An 18,197-nucleotide genomic window follows, 5' to 3' on the forward strand; every position below is an offset into this window, starting at 1 on the left:
GCCATGTTGCTCTATGCGCAGTACGCCATCATGGTGGCCCTCGGGGCCACGGTGCTCGCGTCCATCGGCTACATCTGGGCCGCCGTCCAGGGCCACCAGCTGGTCACCAAGGGCGCCCAGAAGAAGGCCCGGGTGCTGGTCGGTGGGGACCTGGTCGACGACCTCGAGGCGCTGGACGCCGCCCCCGCCCCGACCCGCCGCGTCAGCGGGCCGCTGCCCGCCACCATCGCCAAGTACGCCTCCTGGCTCGCGTGGGGCGCCCTCGGCATGCTCACCCTCGCCCTGGTGCTGCGCACCGTCGAGACGGGCCGTGGGCCCTTCGTGACCCAGCACGAGTTCGCCGTCTCGATGGCGTGGGGCTTCCTGGTCATGTACCTGTTCTTCGAGTGGAAGTACCGGGCGCGCACGCTGGCGCTGGTCGCGCTGCCGATGACCGTCGTCATCCAGCTCTATGCCCTGTCGTGGGACTCCACGGCCAACCCGCTGGTCCCGGCCCTGCAGAACAGCTTCCTGCTGACCCTGCACATCCTGGTCGCGATCTTCGCCTACGGCGCCTTCCTGGTGTCGTTCGCCGCCGCCGTGCTGTACCTCATCGACTCCTACTTCCCCGGCAAGGTGAGCCACCTGCTGCCCAAGCCCGACGTGCTCGACCGCCTCGGCTACCGCGCCACCGTGATCGGCTACCCGCTCATGACCATGGTCATCGTCCTCGGCGCCGTCTGGGCCGAGATCGCCTGGGGCCGCTACTGGAGCTGGGACCCCAAGGAGACCGCCTCCCTGGTCACGTGGCTCATCTACGGCGGTTACCTGCACGCCCGCGTGGCGCGCGGTTGGGTCGGCCGCGGCGCCGCCTGGCTGCTCGTCGTCGCGTTCCTGTCGGTGATCTTCACCTTCTTCGGCAACGCGATCTTCGGCGGCCTGCACTCCTACGGCGTCGTCTGACGGACAGCGACGGACCCGGGCGGCACGGAACGGAAAGGGACACACCATGAGGGACCACGTCGGCGACGACGACGAGCTCATCGAGGGCACCGGGGCACCGGACGCCCCAAGGCCGGGCGTCGACGTGCTCTCGCCCGCGGCGTCCACGGTCGCACCCCGTGACCCGCGGGAGCGGATCCGTTCCAGCCGCCTGGGGCAGCTCGTCGTGCTCCTGGTGACCGCCGCCGTGGTGTTCGCCGGGTGGCAGATCGTCCGGCTGCAGGCGGAGCGGTCGGAGGAGTCCAAGACCGGCGGGGCCACCGTGGTGCGCCTCGACGGCACGTCGCGGGTACCGCCGCCCACCCTGGGCGAGCCCGCGACGGACTTCACCTACACGACCTGGGACGGGCAGGAGATCACGCTGTCCGAGCTCAAGGGCAAGGGCGTGTGGATCACCTTCGGGGCCACCTGGTGCACCAACTGCCAGGCGGAGATGCCCGACGTCGAGGCGGCGCACAAGGCGTTCGCCGACCGCGACGTCGTCGTGCTCGGCATCAACATCCAGGAGGGGCAGGAGGCCGTCAAGGCCTACGCGGAGCGGACCGGCCTGACCCTCCCCATCGGGGTGGACCCGAACAACGAGATCGCCGAGGCCTACGCGGTCGGGGCGATCCCGGCGCACTACTTCATCGACAGTGCCGGCGTGGTCAAGGACATCCGTGTGGGTGGCCTGGCCCGCGACACCATGGACTCCATCCTCGAGGAGCTGGCACCATGACCGACGACCCCGAACCCCGGGAACCCGTCCCCGACCCAGCTGTCACCCCCACCGGTTCGCCCGACCCCGAAGGCGCGCTCGGCAAGCTGGACGCGAGCCTGCCGTTCCTGAAGAAGAAGGCCGTCGAGCTGCTCAACGGCTCGACCCCGGAGGTGGGGCGATGACCACGGCCACCGCACGCAACCAGGAGACCTGGCTGTCGGTCCAGGAGGCGAGCGCGATGCTCGGCGTCTCGCCCGCCACCCTGCGCCGGTGGAGCGCCAACGGCGAGGTCGAGGCGTTCACCACGCCCGGCGGCCACCGCCGGTTCTCACTGAGCACCCTGAAGGCGTTGCTGCAGCAGGGCACCGGCGACGTGTCCCGGCCAGGCAGCCTGGGGGAGTCCGCCGACCGGGTCGTGAAGGTGATGCGCCGCCATGCGCGGGCGGCGTCCAACGCGCTGCCCGAGTCGGTGCTGGACGACGGCTTCCGGGCGGAGACGGCGTCCCTGGGCCGAGATCTGACCACCTTGCTGCTCGCGCACCTGGACGCCGAGACCCCGGCCCGTTCCGCCCGCGCCATCGCCGAGGCGGAGGCCATGGCGGCCGAGCACGCCCGCGTGGCGCTGCGGGCCGGAGCGCTGCTCACCGAGGTGGTGGGGGTGTTCGTCCGGTTCCGCGGCCTGTTCGTCGAAGAACTCGCGGACGCCGCCGTCCGGCACGGCCTGACCTCGGGCGAGGCGACGTCCTTGGTCAACCGTGGTGGCGCGGCGGTGGACCGGGCTCTGGCCGCCTTCGTGGCCGCCTGGGAGGAGCGCGCCGACTAGGCCTGGCCGGCGATCGCGCGCAGGGCGTCGAGGTGGGACGCCCACGCGGCCCGGCCCTGACCGGTGAGGGAGAGCCACGTGCGCGGACGCTTGCCCACGTAGCCCTTCTTGATGTGCACCAGCCCGAGTTCCTCGAGCTGGGAGGCCTGCCGGCTGAGCACCGAGTCGCTGACCTGCAGGTGGTCGCGCACCGACGCGAAGTCGATCTCGTCGGTGGCCGCGAGCGCCGCCGCGAGCGAGAACCGGACCGGGTGGGTGAGCTGGTCGTTGAGCTGGTGGCGCGGGTGCTCGGTCTCGGGGGCGGTCACTGCCGGGCCTCCCGCCAGGCGCCGAGGGTGGTCACCAGCGTGAGCAGCGCGGCGGAGGCGATGGCGAACCACAGCTCGCCCACCCACCACACCGTCGAGCCGACGACGGTGAAGACCCAGGCCACCGTCCACGCGGCCATCGCCTGGCCCCACCGCTTGCCGAAGCCGGCCTTGGTGGCACGGGCGAACCGGACCATCACGGTGATCAGGATCGCGAACCAGACGCCGGCCACGACCAGGGGCAGCGCCACGAGGCGCCCGTCGGTGTGGCCCACGAAGTACAGGGCCACGGCGAACATCGCCGAGACGCCGCCGATGCCGAGGAGGCAGGCGATCTGGGGCCAGCTGGCGCCGGAGCGGGCGGCGGAGCCGAGGCGTCCGGCCTGGTCGAGCAGGTCGCGGGCCTGCTGGGGGTCGAGGTCGCTCATGCCCGGGCCTGCTTGCGGAGCTGGGCGAAGGTGCCGGCGGCCGATCCGCCGAGGGCGGCGGCGGTGGTGCTGGCGACGACCATCATCGGCGCGGTGCCGGTGACGGCGCCGGCGATGAAGAGGGTGATCATCGAGGCGAAGGCGATGGCGAAGCCGATGAGCGCGACGCGGCGGGCGATGGTCTGGCGGGCCGGGGTGCGGGCGGTGGTGTTCATGGTGTCCTCCGGGGTGTGGGGTTCGGGTTGTTCCGATGACAGAACACTAACAAGTACTTTCCAAACCCGCAAGCACTTTCATCAAAGATCTTCCGGAGGTGGTCCGTTGTGCCGGTCCGGTACGCTCAACGACGCACCCATCTCGCCTGTGACAGGGAGTCGAATGAAGTCACCGAGGCTGCTGCGCAGTCCGTTCCTGTGGATCCTCGCCGGGTTCCTGCTGATCATGCTGGGCATGAACCTGTTCTCGGCGTCCAGTCGCTACCAGCAGGTGCCGACGTCGAAGATCATCTCGGTGATCGAGGGCAACGACCCGCTGCGCGAGGTCGTCATGGTCGACGGCGACCAGGAGATCCGCCTGGAGTACAAGGAGGATGGCGGCGCACGCATGCGCGCCAACTGGGTCGGCCAGCAGAGCCAGGACATCGTGGAGCGGCTCAACGAGCGCACCGCGGCCGGCACGCTCGACCAGTGGCGCGGCGAAGTGCCCGACCGCGGCTTCATGTCGCTGTTCCTGATGGGGATCTTCCCGTTCATCCTCATCGGCTTGTTGTTCTTCTGGATGCTGAACTCCGCCCAGGGCGGCAACCGCGTCCTCGGCTTCGGCAAGAGCAAGGCCAAGGTCGCCAGCAAGGACACCCCGCGCACCACCTTCTCCGACGTCGCCGGTTGTGAGGAGGCGATCGAGGAGCTCCAGGAGATCCGCGAGTTCCTCGCCGAGCCCGGCAAGTTCCAGGCCGTCGGCGCGAAGATCCCCAAGGGCGTCCTGCTCTACGGTCCTCCCGGCACCGGCAAGACGCTGCTGGCGCGCGCGGTGGCCGGCGAGGCCGGCGTCCCGTTCTTCTCGATCTCCGGCTCCGACTTCGTCGAGATGTTCGTCGGTGTGGGCGCCAGCCGCGTCCGCGACCTGTTCGAGCAGGCGAAGGAGGCCGCGCCGGCCATCATCTTCATCGACGAGATCGACGCCGTCGGCCGCCACCGCGGCGCCGGTATGGGCGGCGGCCACGACGAGCGCGAGCAGACCCTCAACCAGCTGCTCGTCGAGATGGACGGCTTCGACGTCAAGGGCGGCGTCGTCCTGATCGCGGCCACCAACCGGCCCGATGTGCTCGACCCGGCGCTGCTGCGCCCGGGCCGCTTCGACCGCCAGATCCCCGTCGAGGCGCCCGACATGAACGGCCGCCTGCAGATCCTGCGCGTCCACGCCGCCAACAAGCCGATGGCTCCGGACGCCGACCTGGCCTCGGTCGCCAAGCGCACGCCGGGCTTCACCGGCGCCGACCTGGCCAACGTCCTCAACGAGGCCGCGCTGCTGACCGCGCGCCAGAACAAGCAGTGGATCACCAAGGAGAACCTCGACGAGGCCATCGACCGCGTGATCGCCGGCCCGCAGAAGCGCACCCGCGTCATGAACGAGCGCGAGCTGCTCATCACCGCCTACCACGAGGGAGGCCACGCGCTCGTCGCGGCGGCCATGCCCGGCAACGACCCGGTGCAGAAGGTCACGATCCTCCCGCGCGGCCGCGCGCTCGGCTACACGATGGTGATGCCGGACGCCGACAAGTACAGCCAGACCCGCGGCGAGCTCCTCGACCAGCTCGCCTACATGCTGGGCGGGCGCGCCGCGGAGGAGCTCGTCTTCCACGACCCCACCACCGGCGCCGCCAACGACATCGAGAAGGCCACCAAGGTCGCCAAGGCCATGGTCACCGACTACGGCATGACCGAGTCGCTGGGCGCGGTCAAGCTCGGCACCGGCAACACCGAGCCGTTCCTCGGCATGCAGGCCGGCATGGGCGGCCAGCGCGACCACTCCGAGGAGGTGGCGGCGATCATCGACCAGGAGGTCGCCGCGCTGATCAAGAACGCCCACCAGGAGGCGTTCGACGTCCTCGACGAGAACCGCGACGTCCTCGACGAGCTGGTCCGCCAGCTGTTCGAGCACGAGACCCTCGACAAGGAGCAGGTCGCGCGGATCTTCGAGCCGCTGCGCAAGCGGCCCCGGCGTCCGGCCTGGACGGGCTCGCCCAACCGCCAGCCCTCCGAGGTGCCGCCCATCGACCCGCCCGAGCGCAAGGTGCCCGAGCCCGCCCTGCCCCCGGGCCCGCCGCCCGGCGCCCCGTGGGGCCAGCAGCCGCCGGCCCAGCCCGGACCGTGGCAGCCCGGCCCGCCCGTCGGGCCCTGGGGCCAGCAGCCCCCCGGCCCCTACGGCCAGCCGCCGCAGCAGGGCCCCGGGCCGTGGAACCAGCCCGGTTCCTACCCGCCGCCGAACGCGCCGCACCCGCCGACCGGGCCCGGCGAGGGCCCCTACCCGCCCGGGCAGGGCCCCCAGCCGCAGCCGCCGCGGGGGATCTGACATGGCCGTCGACCAGCCGCGCATCGCGTCGGCCGTCCGCGAGATCCTGATCGCCATCGGCGAGGACCCCGACCGCGACGGGCTGCTCGGCACGCCCGAGCGCGTCGCCCGGGCCTACGCCGAGATGTTCGCCGGCCTGGAGCAGGACCCGGCCGAGCACCTCGGCGTCACGTTCGACATCGAGCACGAGGAGATGGTCCTCGTGAAGGACATCGAGCTGTGGTCGACGTGCGAGCACCACCTGCTGCCGTTCCACGGGGTCGCGCACGTCGCCTACATCCCCAGCCGCGACGGCAAGATCACCGGCCTGTCGAAGCTGGCCCGCCTGGTCGACGTCTATGCGCGCCGACCCCAGGTGCAGGAGCGGCTCACCGGGCAGGTCGCCGACGCCCTCGTCCAGCACCTCAACCCGCAGGGCGTCATGGTCGTCGTCGAGGCCGAGCACCAGTGCATGACCATGCGCGGCGTCCGCAAGCCGGGCAGCAAGACCGTCACCTCGGCCGTCCGCGGGGCCCTGCGCAACACCGCGACCCGCGCCGAGGCGATGAGCCTCATCATCGGCTGAGGGGAGCGGTCATGGCGCGCACCCTGGTGATGGGCATCCTCAACGTGACGCCCGACTCGTTCTCCGACGGGGGTCGCTGGGTCGACACCGACGCCGCCGTCGCGCACGGGCTGGCGATGGTGGCCGACGGCGCCGCGATCGTCGACGTGGGCGGTGAGTCCACCCGCCCCGACTCCGACCGGGTGGGGGCCGAGGAGGAGCTCGCCCGGGTCCTCCCGGTCGTCGCCGCGCTCGCCGACGCGGGTGCCACCGTCAGCGCCGACACCACGCGCGCCTCGGTGGCCGCGGCCACGCTGGACGCGGGCGCGACGTGGATCAACGACGTGTCCGGCGGCCTGGCCGACCCCGAGATGTTGGGCACCGTGGCCGCACGCGGGGCGTCCTACATCACGATGCACTGGCGTGGCCACGCCCGCGAGATGGCCGCCAAGGCGGTCTACGACGACGTCGTCGCCGAGGTGTGCGCCGAACTGGCCGCCTGCCGCGACGCCGCGCTGGCGGCCGGCATCGACCCCGGCCGGCTCGTGCTGGACCCGGGCATCGGCTTCGCCAAGACCGCCGAGCACAACTGGGCGCTCCTGCAGGGCTGGGACGCCCTCGACGCGCTCGGCTTCCCGCTGCTGCTGGCCGTGAGCCGCAAGCGGTTCCTGGGTTCGCTGCTGGGCGGGCCCGACGCTCCCCGGCCGCCGGTGGGGCGCGACGTCGCCACCGCCCAGCTCAGCGGCCACTTCGCCGCCCGGGGCGTGTGGGGCGTGCGCGTGCACGACGTGCGCTCCAGCGCGGACGCCATCGCCGTCGCCGAGAGGATGGGTACATGAACGAGGTCACGATCGCCCTCACCGGGATCCGCGCGACCGGGTACCACGGCGTCTTCGACTTCGAGCGCCGCCAGGGCCAGGAGTTCGTCGTGGACGCCGTCCTCGACGTCGTCCGCCCCGGGACCGAGGACGACCTCGCCACCACCGTGGACTACGGTGGTCTCGCGTCCGCCCTGGTGGCGGACGTGGAGCGTGACCCGGTCGACCTGATCGAGACCTTGGCCGGGCGCCTCGCCGAGACCTGCCTGGCCCGCCCGTTCGTGGTGCGCGCCACGGTCACCGTCCACAAGCCGCACGCACCGATCACCGTCCCGTTCGGGGACGTGACCGTCACCTGCACCAGGAGGAATCCGTGAACTACCCCGCCATCGACCTCGACCTCGACACCCTCAGCGGCATGAAGCCGCTGCGCCGCGTCGTGTTCTCGCTGGGCGGCAACGAGGGCGACGTCCTCGAGACGCTGCAGAAGGCCGTGGACGCCATCGCCTCCACCCCTGACGTCATCGTCACCGACGTGTCGTCGGTGTACCGGACGACGCCGGTGGGCAGGACCGACCAGGCCGACTTCCTCAACATCGTCGTGCTCGCCGAGACCATGATGTCCTCGGGCATCCTGCTCGAGCGCGTGCAGGCCATCGAGAACTACCTCGGCCGCGAGCGCGAGGAGCGCTGGGGCCCGCGCACGATCGACATCGACCTCATCCAGCTGGGCGACCGCCACCGCGAGGACGAGCACCTCACCCTGCCGCACCCGCGCGCCCACGAGCGCGCCTTCGTCCTCGTGCCGTGGCTGGAGGCCGACCCCGCCGCCGAGCTCACCGGCGTCGGCCCCGTGGCCGACCTGCTGGGCGACCTCGACACGAGCGGTGTCGAGCGCGTCGAGGGCGCGGCGATCCACCTGTCGTGACCCCGTCCGGCCCCACCATCACGCCGACCCGGCCGTTGCACGTGCTCGGGGCCGGGCTGGCCGCCCTCGTCGTGGTGCGGCTGGGCCTGGCCTGGTGGCAGGGGCAGGGCGGTTCCCTGCCCATCCCGGGCTACCCGGCCTGGGTGTCGGTCGCGCTGATCGGCGTGGGGATCGCGTGGCTGGCCCGGGTGACCCGGCGCACGCTCGCCCGGGACCGCACCGCCCTGGACAACGAGCAGGCGGTCACCCGGCTGCTGCTGGGGAAGACGTCCCAGGTCGGCGGCGCGCTGCTGCTGGGGGCCTACGCCGCGCTCGCCTGGGCGGCCGCGGGCGCCCTCCCGGCCCCGTTGGCCGTCGAGCGCGTGGTGCACGCCGGGATCGCCGTCGTCGCCTCCGTCGCGTGGGTCCTGGCCGGCCGCGCCCTCGAGTCCGCCTGCCGGCTCCCCGACGACGACGGCGATTCGCCGGACACCCCGCATGGCGACGCCGGGGCGTCCGGGGCCAGCGGCTAGCCTGTTGGGGTGACCTCGACTGCTTCCCACTCCACGCCCCGTACCCGCCGCCGCATCCTCCTCGTCTCCTCCCTGGTGATCGGCACGGTCGCCTCCCTGGCCCTCATGGTCGCCAGCAGCTGGGTGCCGTTCCTCGACTGGGCCGCGGTCGTCGTCGCGCTGGTCGCCGGCTTCCTGGCCACGTGGGCCGCCCTGGTGGAGTTCCGCGAGTGGCGGGGCAAGGCCGCCGCCGAGGCCGCCGAGGCGCGCGCGGCCGAGCGCACGCGCACCCACCAGCTCCACGAGACCCAGCGCCGCGTCCTCACCACGGTCGACGCCCGCATCCAGGCCATCGCCGACACGCTGGGCGAGGCCCGCGCCGAGCTCGACGCCACGAAGGAGGAGCTGGTCGGCACCAAGGTCACCCTGGGCGAGACGCAGCAGCTGGTCTCCCGCCTGCGCGGCGACAACGAGGCCCTGCGCGTGGAGAACACCGACCTGCACCGCAAGCTCGCGGCCGCGACCGAGACGGACGCCGAGGCCGACGTCCTCGCGCTCCCGCGTCGCCGTGCGACCGCCACCTCCACCGAGTGGGACGCGCTCGAGGCCCCGACCGTCGTCGACCTCGACCTGCAGCGCCTCGCGCAGCCGTTCGTCGCTGAGGTCCAGGCGCGCCACGCCAACTGACCCGCACCCAACACCGCGAAACCCCCGGCCGAGCCGGGGGTTTCGCCGTCGGGCCTACTTGTCGAGGTCGCCGGCCACCCACGGCAGGGACGCCAGCGCGATGTCCAGGTCCGCGACCGCCGTTCCCGGCAGCACCGCCGGCCACGCCGAGACGTTGGCGAACGAGGGGGTCCGCAGCCGCAGCCGCCACGGGGTCTTCTCGCCCCGTGACGTCACGACCATCCCGGCGCGCCCGAGGGGTGCCTCGACCGCGGCGAGCCAGTCGCCCTCGGGCAGCTTGACCACCTTCGGCAGGTGCGCCCGGAGAGGACCGTCCGGCAGCCCGTCGAGCAGGCGGTCCACCATGGCCGCGGAGGCCGTCACCTCCGCCGCGAGGTGGCTGAAACGGGCGTGCGCGTCGCCCGTGGTGGGCGTGTCGAGGTCCAGCAGGTCGGCCAGGTCGGCCCACGGCGCCTCGTGCCCGCCGGGGCGGTCGGGGTGACGGCGCAGGTCGGTGGCCACGCCGGACGCCCGGGCCACCGGACCGGCCAGGCCGTGGGCGTCCACCTGGGCGCGGGTCACAGGCGCCACCCCGGCGCCCAGCCCACCGCCCAAGGCGGCGCCGAGCCGCGCCGCGAGCTCGGACGCCCGGGCGAGCGTCGCCCGCTCCGCGTCCGCCCAGACGGGGGTCGGGTCGCAGGCGACCCCGCCCAGCCGGACGGCCATCGGGTGCAGGCGGTTGCCGGTCAGCTCGGCCGTGCGCTCGCGCAGTTCCTCCCGGACCCCCGTGGTGTCGAGTGCCGCATCGCGCAGTCGGTGGCCGACGAACGACAGGTGGGCCAGGTGCGACGCCGTGCGGGTGTGCTCGGCCAGGACGGCGCGCACCCAGCGCGCCCGCACGGGCACCTCGACGCCGAGGGCGTCCTCGACGAGCCTGGCCAGGGTCCACTCGCCGAAGAACGGTGCCTGCCAGTCGTGGCGGTTGGCCAGGCTGAGCGCCTGGCGGTAGTCGCGGGCGGTCAGGATCGGTTCCGCACCGCGGTGGAGGGCGCCCGGCGACGGGTCGACGGAAGTGATTCGGCCTTCCGAAGCGGAAATGGCGAGGTCGAGCATTCCCGCCGATGCGGGATGGGTGGGTCCGAGGTCGAGGGTGTCACCCGCGAATTCCGGGTCGGTGATTCCGCCGATGCGGTACGCATGTGTGGTGGGCAACACGGGGCAATCCTATTTCTCCGATTGTCCCCGTGCCACCGAGAAGATACATTCATGCACGAGAGCGGCAGGAAATCTCGTGCCGTCCCCCTGATTCCATTTCGAAAGGAATGCGCGATGGCACAGCGAGTCCGCATCGAACTCACCGACGACCTGCTCAACGACGGCACCACGGCCGACGAGACGGTCACCTTCTCCCTGGACGGCGTCTCCTACGAGGTCGACCTGAGCACGGCCAACGCGGCGAAGCTCCGCGAGGACTTCGCGGCCTGGGTCGGCGTGGCCCGCCGGGTGTCCGGGCAGCGCCGGCAGGCGGGCCGTCCCGCCGCCAAGCGCGGTACGCGCAGCGGCGCCGGCTCGGCGAACGAGATCCGCGCCTGGGCGCGCGAGAACGGGTTTGAGGTGTCCGACCGCGGCCGAGTCCGCGACGAGGTCCGCGCGGCCTACGAGGCGGCCCACTGAGCCGGCCGGCCGCCGCGTTCCGGTCCTGACGACCGCACGCCCCGGGTGCCCACCCGGGGCGTGACGTCTGCCACGGGCGAACACGGAACAATCTGTCGGTGCCGGGGCGTTGACTAGACTGACGAAGAAGCCCGCGTGACGTGTGCGGGCAATCCGGCCAAGCGGCCGGAGATCAAGGAGAGCTCATGTTCGATCGGTTCACCGACCGCGCGCGGCGCGTGATCGTCCTGGCCCAGGACGAGGCGCGCATGCTCAACCACAACTACATCGGCACCGAGCACCTGCTGCTCGGCCTGATCCACGAGGGCGAGGGCGTGGCCGCGAAGGCGCTGGAGTCCCTCGGCATCTCGCTCGAGGCTGTGCGCGCCCAGGTGGAGGAGATCATCGGTCAGGGCCAGCAGGCACCGACCGGCCACATCCCGTTCACCCCGCGGGCCAAGAAGGTCCTCGAGCTGTCCATGCGCGAGGCGCTGCAGCTCAACCACCCCTACATCGGCACCGAGCACATCCTGCTCGGCCTGATCCGCGAGGGGGAGGGCGTCGCCGCCCAGGTGCTCATCAAGCTGGGCGCCGACCTCAACCGCGTGCGCAATCAGGTGCTGCAGCTGCTGTCCGGTTTCCAGGGCAGCGAGAAGCCCTCGACCGCCGGTGCCCCCGAGGCGCCCCAGCAGCAGGGCAACCAGACGATCCTCGACCAGTTCGGCCGCAACCTCACCCAGGCTGCGCGCGAGAACAAGCTCGACCCGGTCATCGGGCGCGAGAAGGAGATCGAGCGCGTCATGACCGTGCTCAGCCGCCGCACCAAGAACAACCCGGTGCTGATCGGCGAGCCCGGCGTGGGCAAGTCCGCCTGCGTGGAGGGCCTGGCCCAGCAGATCGTGCGCGGCGACGTGCCCGAGACGCTGCGCGACAAGCAGATCTACACCCTCGACCTCGGCGCGCTGGTCGCCGGTTCCCGCTACCGCGGTGACTTCGAGGAGCGGCTGAAGAAGGTGCTGAAGGAGATCCGCACCCGCGGTGACGTCGTGCTGTTCATCGACGAGATCCACACCCTGGTGGGTGCGGGTGCCGCCGAGGGCGCGATCGACGCCGCGTCGATCCTCAAGCCGATGCTCGCCCGCGGCGAGCTGCAGACCATCGGTGCGACGACGCTCGACGAGTACCGCAAGCACATTGAGAAGGACGCGGCGCTCGAGCGTCGCTTCCAGCCGATCCAGGTGGCCGAGCCGTCGATCGCGCTCACCATCGAGATCCTCAAGGGCCTGCGCGACCGCTACGAGGCGCACCACCGCATCATCATCACCGACGGTGCGCTGACCGCGGCCGCCCAGATGGCCGACCGCTACATCCAGGACCGCTTCCTGCCCGACAAGGCGATCGACCTGATCGACGAGGCCGGCGCCCGCCTCCGCATCAAGCGCATGACGGCCCCACCCGACCTGCGCGAGCTGGACGAGCGGATCGCCGTCACCCGCGGCGAGAAGGAGGCCGCGATCGACGGCCAGGACTTCGAGCGTGCGGCCCGCCTGCGTGACGACGAGAAGAAGCTGATCGCCGAGCGCAACCAGATGGAGGACCGCTGGAAGAACGGCGACCAGGGCGCCCCCGGCGAGGTCGGTGAGGAGGAGATCGCGGAGGTGCTCTCCGGCGCCACCGGCATCCCCGTGTTCAAGCTGACCGAGGAGGAGTCGAGCCGCCTGCTGCAGATGGAGCAGGAGATCGGCAAGCGCTACATCGGCCAGGAGGACGCCGTGAAGGCGCTGTCGCGCTCGATCCGCCGTACCCGCGCCGGCCTCAAGGACCCGAAGCGCCCCTCGGGCTCGTTCATCTTCGCCGGCCCCTCGGGTGTCGGAAAGACCGAACTGACCAAGGCGCTGACCGAGTTCCTGTTCGGCGATGAGAATGCGCTGATCACCCTCGACATGTCGGAGTACTCCGAGAAGCACACCGCCTCCCGGATGTTCGGTTCGCCCCCCGGTTACGTGGGTTACGAGGAGGGCGGCCAGCTCACCGAGAAGGTGCGGCGCAAGCCGTTCTCGGTGGTGCTGTTCGACGAGATCGAGAAGGCGCACCCCGACATCTTCAATTCGCTGCTGCAGATCCTGGACGAAGGTCGCCTGACCGACGCCCAGGGCCGCGTGGTCGACTTCAAGAACACCGTCATCGTGATGACGACGAACTTGGGCACCCGCGACATTTCCAAGTCGGTCAACCTCGGCTTCAGCCGCAGCGACGACCCGGTGGGCGGCTACGACAAGATGAAGGCGAAGGTGACCGACGAGCTGAAGCAGCACTTCCGCCCCGAGTTCCTGAACCGCGTCGACGAGATCATCGTGTTCCACCAGCTGACGAAGACCGACATCGAGCGGATCGTCGACCTCATGGTCGCCGACGTCGAGTCGCGTCTCGCCGACCGCGACATGGGCATCGTGCTCACCGACGCGGCCAAGACCTCGATCGCCAAGCGGGGCTTCGACCCCGTGCTGGGTGCCCGGCCGCTGCGCCGCGCGATCCAGCGCGACATCGAGGACATCCTGGCCGAGAAGATCCTGTTCGGTGAGCTGAGCTCGGGTCAGATCGTGGTGGTGGACGTGGCCCCCGAGGGGGCCGAGCTGCCGTTCACCTTCACGGGCCAGCCGCGCGCCGAGCTGCCCGACCACGCCCCCGCGGGCCTGGAGGGCTGACCAGACGCCGAGAGCCCGCGTCCCCGGCAGGGGGCGCGGGCTCTCGCGTGTCCGGGGTCAGGCGGAGCGGAAGGCCAGCAGGCCGACGATCACCAGGGCGAACAGCAGGACGACCACCGCCAGCCACAGGGTGGTGATGATGCCGAGCACCCAGCCGCCCGTCAGGGTGCCACCCGGGGCGTAGCGGCCGGCGGCCACCTCGGCGCGGGCGCGGGAGCCCATCCACCAGGCGATGGGCCCCGTGACGGGGATGAACAGGCCGATCAGCCCCAGGACCAGCACGGTGGCCGACTGCGGGTGCTCCGGCATCGCCGCCGCGTAGGGCGCGAACGGCTGCGGGTGGGGCCACGCCGCCGAGGGCGGGGGCGTCCCGTCGTACGGGTTGCTCGTCGAGGTGGGACGCTGCGGGGCGGGGGGCTGGGTCACCCCCTCAGCCTAACGTCAGAGCCGGAGGCCGTCGGCGTCCGACCGCACGAGCCCGTCGGCCAGCAGAGACGCCAGCGCCCGCTCGGCCTGCACCGGGTCGGCGGACCAGGCGGCGAGCAGCCGGTCGCGGGGGACCGCACCCTCGGCGTCCCGGAGCACCCCCAGCAGCACGCCGCGGCACTGGCGGTCGGTGCCCGCATAGGCCTGGCCCACTCGCGGCGGGCCGTCCCATGCCGGGCGCCCGGCGGCCAGCCAGGCGCAGTGCGCGCGGACCGGGCACCGGCCGCAGTCGGGGTTGTCGGCGGTGCAGACCAGGGCGCCGAGCTCCATCGACGCCGCGGCCCAGGCTGCGGCGGCCGCCGGCTCGTCGGGCAGCCAGACCTCGGCGCGCTCGCGCTCCGCGCGGGTCACGGACGCCGGGGCGAACGCCTGCCCACCCTCCAGCCGGGCGAGCACCCGGCGCACGTTCGTGTCCAGCACCACGTGGCGCCGGCCGTGGGCGAACGACGCGATCGCGGCCGCCGTGTACTCGCCGACCCCGGGCAGCCCGCGGAGCGCCGCGGCGTCGGTCGGGACCTCGCCGTTGTGCTCGTCGCGGATCGCGGTCGCCGCCGCGTGCAGCCGTTGGGCCCGGCGCGGGTAGCCCAGGCGCGCACGGCCTCGCCCGGCTCCTCCGCCGCCAGGGCAGCCGGGGTGGGCCAGCGCTCCAGCCAGGCGGCCCACACCGGGAGGACCCGCGCCACCGGGGTCTGTTGCAGCATGTACTCGCTCACCATGACGCCCCACGGGGTGCAGTCGGGCTCGCGCCAGGGGAGTGGGCGCGCATGCGCGGCGAACCAGGCCGTCACGTCGGCGACGACCCGTTGCCTAGCCGGCAAGGGCCTTCTCGGAGATGTGCGTGAGCCCGTCGCGGACCTGGCGGGCGATGTCGGCGGTGACGCCCTCGACGGTGGTGAGCTCGGCCGTGGACGCGGCGAACAGCCCGTTGAGGTCGCCGAAGCGCTCGACGAGCTCGCCCCGCACCCGGGCCGGCAGGCGCGGGATCGAGGCGAGCTGCCGGTACCCGCGCGGGCGCATCGGCGAGTCGAGGTGCAGCTCGGGGGCGAAGCCCAGCGATCGGGCGACGAGCACGATGTCGAAGAGCTCTTGGTCGTCGAGGCGGGCCAGCCGGGCGAACGGCATCGCCTCCTGCTCGGCGACGTAGTCGCGCTGCACCAGCGAGGAGACCGGGGTCAGGTCGTCGACGAGGTCGCGCAGCTGCAGCGCGGCCAGCCGGCCGTCGCCGCCCATGGCGGTGATGTAGCTCGTGGCCTCGTCGGCGAGGCGGTTGGTCAGCTCGAAGCGCTGGGCGACGTGCGCGAGGTCGCGCAGGGTCACCGAGTCGTGCACCTCGAGGCCGGTGAGCCGCTCGAGCGAGGCGTTGAGCCGGGTGCGGTTGCCCTGGATCGCCGACAGCGCCTGGCCGACCCGGTCGAGCAGCTGGTCGGGCCGGGGCACGATCTGGCGGCCGGCGCCGGCGAAGAGCGAGATGGTGTCCATCGACGCCGACACGGTGACGACGGGGACTCCCACCTGCTTGGCGACCCGCTCGGCGGTTCGGTGCCGGGTGCCGGTCTCGGTGGTGGGGATGTCGGCGGCCGGCGACAGGTGCACGGCGGCCGCCACGATGCGGGTCAGGTCGGTGCTGAGGACGATGGCGCCGTCCATCTTGGCCAGCTCACGCATCCGGGTCGCGTTGAAGGGCACGTCGATGGCGAAGCCGCCGGTCGAGATGGCCTCGAGCTCGGGGTTGGTGCCGAGCACGACCAGGGCGCCGGTGTGGCCGCTGACGATCCGGTCCAGTCCGTCGCGCAGCGGGGTGCCCGGTGCGAGCTGGGCGATCTCGTCGGGGAGCCGTCCGATGCTCACGCTGCCTCCTGCGGTGGGTCTGCGGCCAGTCTACTGGGGCGCCATCCCGATCGAACCGGGGGTGGCCTGCCCCCGCGCGCGCTTCTCCAGCGGCACCACCTTGCCCGTGGAGTTGCCGAAGGCGGCGCGCAGGGCCTCGTCGATCGAGGTCACCTCCACCACCTTGATGCCCTCGACCCGCGCGTCCCTCCCCGCGCCGGCGGGGATGATCGCGCGCTCGAACCCCAGCCGGGCCGCCTCGGCGAGCCGGCGTCCGATGGCCGCCACCCGGCGCACCTCGCCCGAGAGGCCCACCTCGCCGATGGCGAGCAGGCGGCCCACCGGTTCCTCGTCCCGCAGCGCGGAGGCCACCGCGATCGCCAGCGCGAGGTCGGCGGCCGGGTCGCTCAGGCGCACCCCGCCGACGGTCGAGGCGTACACGTCGCGCGTGTGCAGCTTGTGCCCGGCACGGCGCTGCAGCACCGCCAGCGTCATGGTGACCCGCGCGTTCTCGAGCCCGTGGGTCATGCGGCGCGGCTGCTGGAGGCTGGTCGGCACGACGAGGGCCTGCACCTCGGCGACCAGGGGGCGCCGCCCCTCGAGGCTCACCGTGACGCACGTGCCCGCCGTGGGCCCCGTGCTCGAGGTGAACAGCCCCGACGGGTCGGGCACCTCGCGGATGCCGGACTCGGTCATCTCGAAGCAGCCCACCTCGTCGGCCGGGCCGTAGCGGTTCTTGGTGGCCCGCACCATGCGGAACCCGCCGTGCCGCTCGCCCTCGAAGCTGAGCACGACGTCGACGAGGTGCTCCAGCGTCCGCGGGCCGGCGAGCGCGCCGTCCTTCGTCACGTGGCCGATGATCAGCACCGCCATGCCGCGGCGCTTCGCCGTGCGCACGAGCGCGTTGGTCACCTCGCGGACCTGCGCGACCCCGCCGGCGACGCCCTCGGTGCCCTGCGCCTGCACCGTCTGCACCGAGTCGAGCACCAGCAGGCTCGGGGAGTGCTCCTCGATGTGGCCCAGAACCACCCCGAGGTCGGACTCGGCCGCCAGGAACAGCTCGTCGTGCAGGGCGCCGGTGCGGTCGGCCCGCAGGCGCACCTGGGCAGCCGACTCCTCCGCCGTCACGTACAGCGTGCGCCGGCCCGTCGCGGCCCACCGGGCCGCGACCTCGAGCAGCAGCGTCGACTTGCCCACGCCCGGCTCGCCGCCGAGCAGGACCACCGCGCCCGGCACCAGCCCGTCACCCAGCACGCGGTCGAGCTCGCCGATCCCCGTCCGGACGCCCCGGGCTGCGGACGCCTCGACCTCCGTGATGCGCAGCGCCGGCTGGGACGGGCGCTGCGACGCCACCGCGCGCGCACCCTGGGTCTGCCCCTCGGACAGGCTGCCCCAGGCCTGGCACTGCCCGCAGCGGCCCACCCAGCGGCCCGTCGTCCAGCCGCACTCGGTGCAGCGGTAGCTCGTGGTGGTCTTGGCCATGCCCCCAACCTAGGGCCCCGGGCAGACAAAACCGGACGCCGCGGCGTCCGGTCGTCGTCGGCGAGCGTCAGATGGTGACGATGCCGTTGGGGCAGCGGAACGTGACCGCCTCGATGCCCGGGTTGCCGTTGGGGGAGTTGAAGCTGAGCGCGACGCCGTCGAACACGGGGCCGAGGTCCTCGCCGACCCACTCCGAGACGCGCTCCGGCGAGCCGGACAGGCGGATCTCCAGCAGCTCCACCGGCTCGGGCGGGAGGGCGGACGGGCGGAGCTCCGGGTCGCTGGTCCACTTCACGAAGAAGGGGAGCTGCGGGTCGGCCATGAGGCCCTTGATGCCGATCTGCTGCCAGTCGAGGCGGCGCCCGTCGGGGAACTGCCGGGTGCCGTCGACGGCCTGGCGCTCGAGGCGGGCCTCCAGCGGCGACATGTCGTCGACCTCCAGCACCCACGCCAGCCAGCCACCACCCAGCTCGGTCCGTGCCCGGACGGCCTGGCCGAAGATCGCCTTCTCGGCGGCCGGGTGCTCCAGCACCTCGACGACCTCGATGTAGCGGCCGTCGGCCATGGTGAGGATGTTGTTGCGGGTGCCGAACCTCGGGTGGAAGCCGCCATCGCGGAACTCCACGCCCAAGGTCTCCTCGAGGCGGCCGACCGCAGCGGCGAGGCCGTCCGGCCCGGCGGCGAACGAGAGATTCGACAGGCGCATGACAGCATTCAAACCCATCGCCGACCGACGCGCCAATCGAGGGCAAAACCCCCAGTCGCAGTGGGTATCACGATATCGAG

The 18,197-nt window shown here is 72.5% G+C and carries 22 protein-coding genes; 13 read left to right on the top strand and 9 right to left on the bottom strand.

The window, feature by feature from the left end; genetic code table 11:
- Positions 1–3: 3 nt before the first annotated feature.
- The 4 genes from ccsB to H5397_RS11960 are packed head-to-tail and all read left to right on the top strand — an operon-like array spanning position 4 to position 2,504.
- On the top strand, positions 4–942 hold the full coding sequence (gene ccsB / locus H5397_RS11945; protein ID WP_182817690.1) for a c-type cytochrome biogenesis protein CcsB: 939 nt from the start codon (positions 4–6) through the stop codon (positions 940–942).
- A gap of 46 nt (positions 943–988) precedes the next feature.
- Positions 989–1,699 (top strand): TlpA disulfide reductase family protein, encoded by a 711-nt coding sequence (locus H5397_RS11950; protein WP_182817691.1) that lies wholly within the window; start codon positions 989–991, stop codon positions 1,697–1,699.
- Positions 1,696–1,863: a hypothetical protein gene (locus H5397_RS11955; protein ID WP_182817692.1), complete on the top strand. Its 168-nt coding sequence runs from the start codon at positions 1,696–1,698 to the stop codon at positions 1,861–1,863. Before H5397_RS11950 ends, H5397_RS11955 begins: the two co-directional genes overlap by 4 nt.
- Positions 1,860–2,504, top strand: coding sequence for a helix-turn-helix domain-containing protein (locus tag H5397_RS11960; RefSeq protein ID WP_182817693.1), 645 nt, complete (start codon positions 1,860–1,862; stop codon positions 2,502–2,504). The genes H5397_RS11955 and H5397_RS11960 overlap by 4 nt, the downstream gene beginning before the upstream one ends.
- Here H5397_RS11960 and H5397_RS11965 read toward each other — a convergent pair.
- Genes H5397_RS11965 through H5397_RS11975 form a run of 3 tightly spaced genes read right to left on the bottom strand, consistent with a single transcriptional unit; the run spans position 2,501 to position 3,455 of the window.
- A complete protein-coding gene (locus H5397_RS11965) occupies positions 2,501–2,812 on the bottom strand; it encodes a transcriptional regulator (protein WP_182817694.1) in 312 nt (103 codons plus the stop codon). The genes H5397_RS11960 and H5397_RS11965 overlap by 4 nt on opposite strands.
- Entirely contained in the window at positions 2,809–3,240 is a 432-nt protein-coding gene (locus tag H5397_RS11970; protein WP_182817695.1) for a hypothetical protein, read from the bottom strand. Before H5397_RS11970 ends, H5397_RS11965 begins: the two co-directional genes overlap by 4 nt.
- The gene (locus H5397_RS11975; protein WP_182817696.1) at positions 3,237–3,455 is read right to left on the bottom strand and encodes a hypothetical protein; all 219 of its coding nucleotides are present in this window, start codon (positions 3,453–3,455) and stop codon (positions 3,237–3,239) included. Before H5397_RS11975 ends, H5397_RS11970 begins: the two co-directional genes overlap by 4 nt.
- Positions 3,456–3,618: 163 nt before the next feature.
- Here H5397_RS11975 and ftsH point away from each other — a divergent pair, with 163 nt between their 5' ends.
- Genes ftsH through H5397_RS12010 form a run of 7 tightly spaced genes read left to right on the top strand, consistent with a single transcriptional unit; the run spans position 3,619 to position 9,279 of the window.
- A complete protein-coding gene (gene ftsH, locus H5397_RS11980) occupies positions 3,619–5,811 on the top strand; it encodes an ATP-dependent zinc metalloprotease FtsH (RefSeq protein ID WP_182817698.1) in 2,193 nt (730 codons plus the stop codon).
- Between the two features lies 1 nt (position 5,812).
- Entirely contained in the window at positions 5,813–6,376 is a 564-nt protein-coding gene (gene folE / locus H5397_RS11985) for a GTP cyclohydrolase I FolE (protein WP_182817699.1), read from the top strand.
- Between the two features lie 11 nt (positions 6,377–6,387).
- Complete coding sequence (gene folP / locus H5397_RS11990; RefSeq protein ID WP_220492231.1) at positions 6,388–7,194, top strand: dihydropteroate synthase; 807 nt, start codon at positions 6,388–6,390, stop codon at positions 7,192–7,194.
- The gene (gene folB, locus H5397_RS11995) at positions 7,191–7,550 is read left to right on the top strand and encodes a dihydroneopterin aldolase (RefSeq protein ID WP_182817700.1); all 360 of its coding nucleotides are present in this window, start codon (positions 7,191–7,193) and stop codon (positions 7,548–7,550) included. Before folP ends, folB begins: the two co-directional genes overlap by 4 nt.
- A complete protein-coding gene (gene folK / locus H5397_RS12000; RefSeq protein WP_309224354.1) occupies positions 7,547–8,101 on the top strand; it encodes a 2-amino-4-hydroxy-6-hydroxymethyldihydropteridine diphosphokinase in 555 nt (184 codons plus the stop codon). Before folB ends, folK begins: the two co-directional genes overlap by 4 nt.
- Positions 8,098–8,613, top strand: coding sequence for a DUF3180 family protein (locus H5397_RS12005; RefSeq protein WP_182817702.1), 516 nt, complete (start codon positions 8,098–8,100; stop codon positions 8,611–8,613). Before folK ends, H5397_RS12005 begins: the two co-directional genes overlap by 4 nt.
- A gap of 9 nt (positions 8,614–8,622) precedes the next feature.
- Positions 8,623–9,279 (top strand): hypothetical protein, encoded by a 657-nt coding sequence (locus tag H5397_RS12010; RefSeq protein ID WP_182817703.1) that lies wholly within the window; start codon positions 8,623–8,625, stop codon positions 9,277–9,279.
- Positions 9,280–9,333: 54 nt separating this feature from the next.
- Here the strand turns inward: H5397_RS12010 and H5397_RS12015 are convergent, their stop codons facing one another.
- Positions 9,334–10,473 (bottom strand): NADH-quinone oxidoreductase subunit D, encoded by a 1,140-nt coding sequence (locus H5397_RS12015; RefSeq protein ID WP_182817704.1) that lies wholly within the window; start codon positions 10,471–10,473, stop codon positions 9,334–9,336.
- A gap of 114 nt (positions 10,474–10,587) precedes the next feature.
- On the opposite strand from H5397_RS12015, the gene H5397_RS12020 reads away from it, so the two are divergent.
- A complete protein-coding gene (locus H5397_RS12020) occupies positions 10,588–10,932 on the top strand; it encodes an Lsr2 family protein (protein WP_182817705.1) in 345 nt (114 codons plus the stop codon).
- 185 nt (positions 10,933–11,117) lie between these two features.
- Entirely contained in the window at positions 11,118–13,616 is a 2,499-nt protein-coding gene (locus H5397_RS12025) for an ATP-dependent Clp protease ATP-binding subunit (RefSeq protein WP_182817706.1), read from the top strand.
- Positions 13,617–13,673: 57 nt separating this feature from the next.
- Here H5397_RS12025 and H5397_RS12030 read toward each other — a convergent pair whose 3' ends face one another.
- From H5397_RS12030 to H5397_RS12050, 5 genes are all read right to left on the bottom strand, one after another.
- Entirely contained in the window at positions 13,674–14,042 is a 369-nt protein-coding gene (locus H5397_RS12030; protein ID WP_182817707.1) for a DUF4190 domain-containing protein, read from the bottom strand.
- Positions 14,043–14,057: 15 nt separating this feature from the next.
- Complete coding sequence (locus tag H5397_RS12035) at positions 14,058–14,765, bottom strand: A/G-specific adenine glycosylase (RefSeq protein WP_309224355.1); 708 nt, start codon at positions 14,763–14,765, stop codon at positions 14,058–14,060.
- Between the two features lie 144 nt (positions 14,766–14,909).
- The gene (gene disA / locus H5397_RS12040) at positions 14,910–15,950 is read right to left on the bottom strand and encodes a DNA integrity scanning diadenylate cyclase DisA (protein ID WP_182817708.1); all 1,041 of its coding nucleotides are present in this window, start codon (positions 15,948–15,950) and stop codon (positions 14,910–14,912) included.
- A gap of 30 nt (positions 15,951–15,980) precedes the next feature.
- Entirely contained in the window at positions 15,981–17,411 is a 1,431-nt protein-coding gene (radA, locus tag H5397_RS12045; protein WP_182817709.1) for a DNA repair protein RadA, read from the bottom strand.
- Positions 17,412–17,478: 67 nt separating this feature from the next.
- Complete coding sequence (locus tag H5397_RS12050) at positions 17,479–18,117, bottom strand: VOC family protein (RefSeq protein WP_182817710.1); 639 nt, start codon at positions 18,115–18,117, stop codon at positions 17,479–17,481.
- Between the last annotated feature and the right edge of the window lie 80 nt (positions 18,118–18,197).

This window comes from Propioniciclava sp. MC1683 (assembly GCF_014164675.1).
Lineage (GTDB): Bacteria > Actinomycetota > Actinomycetes > Propionibacteriales > Propionibacteriaceae > Propioniciclava.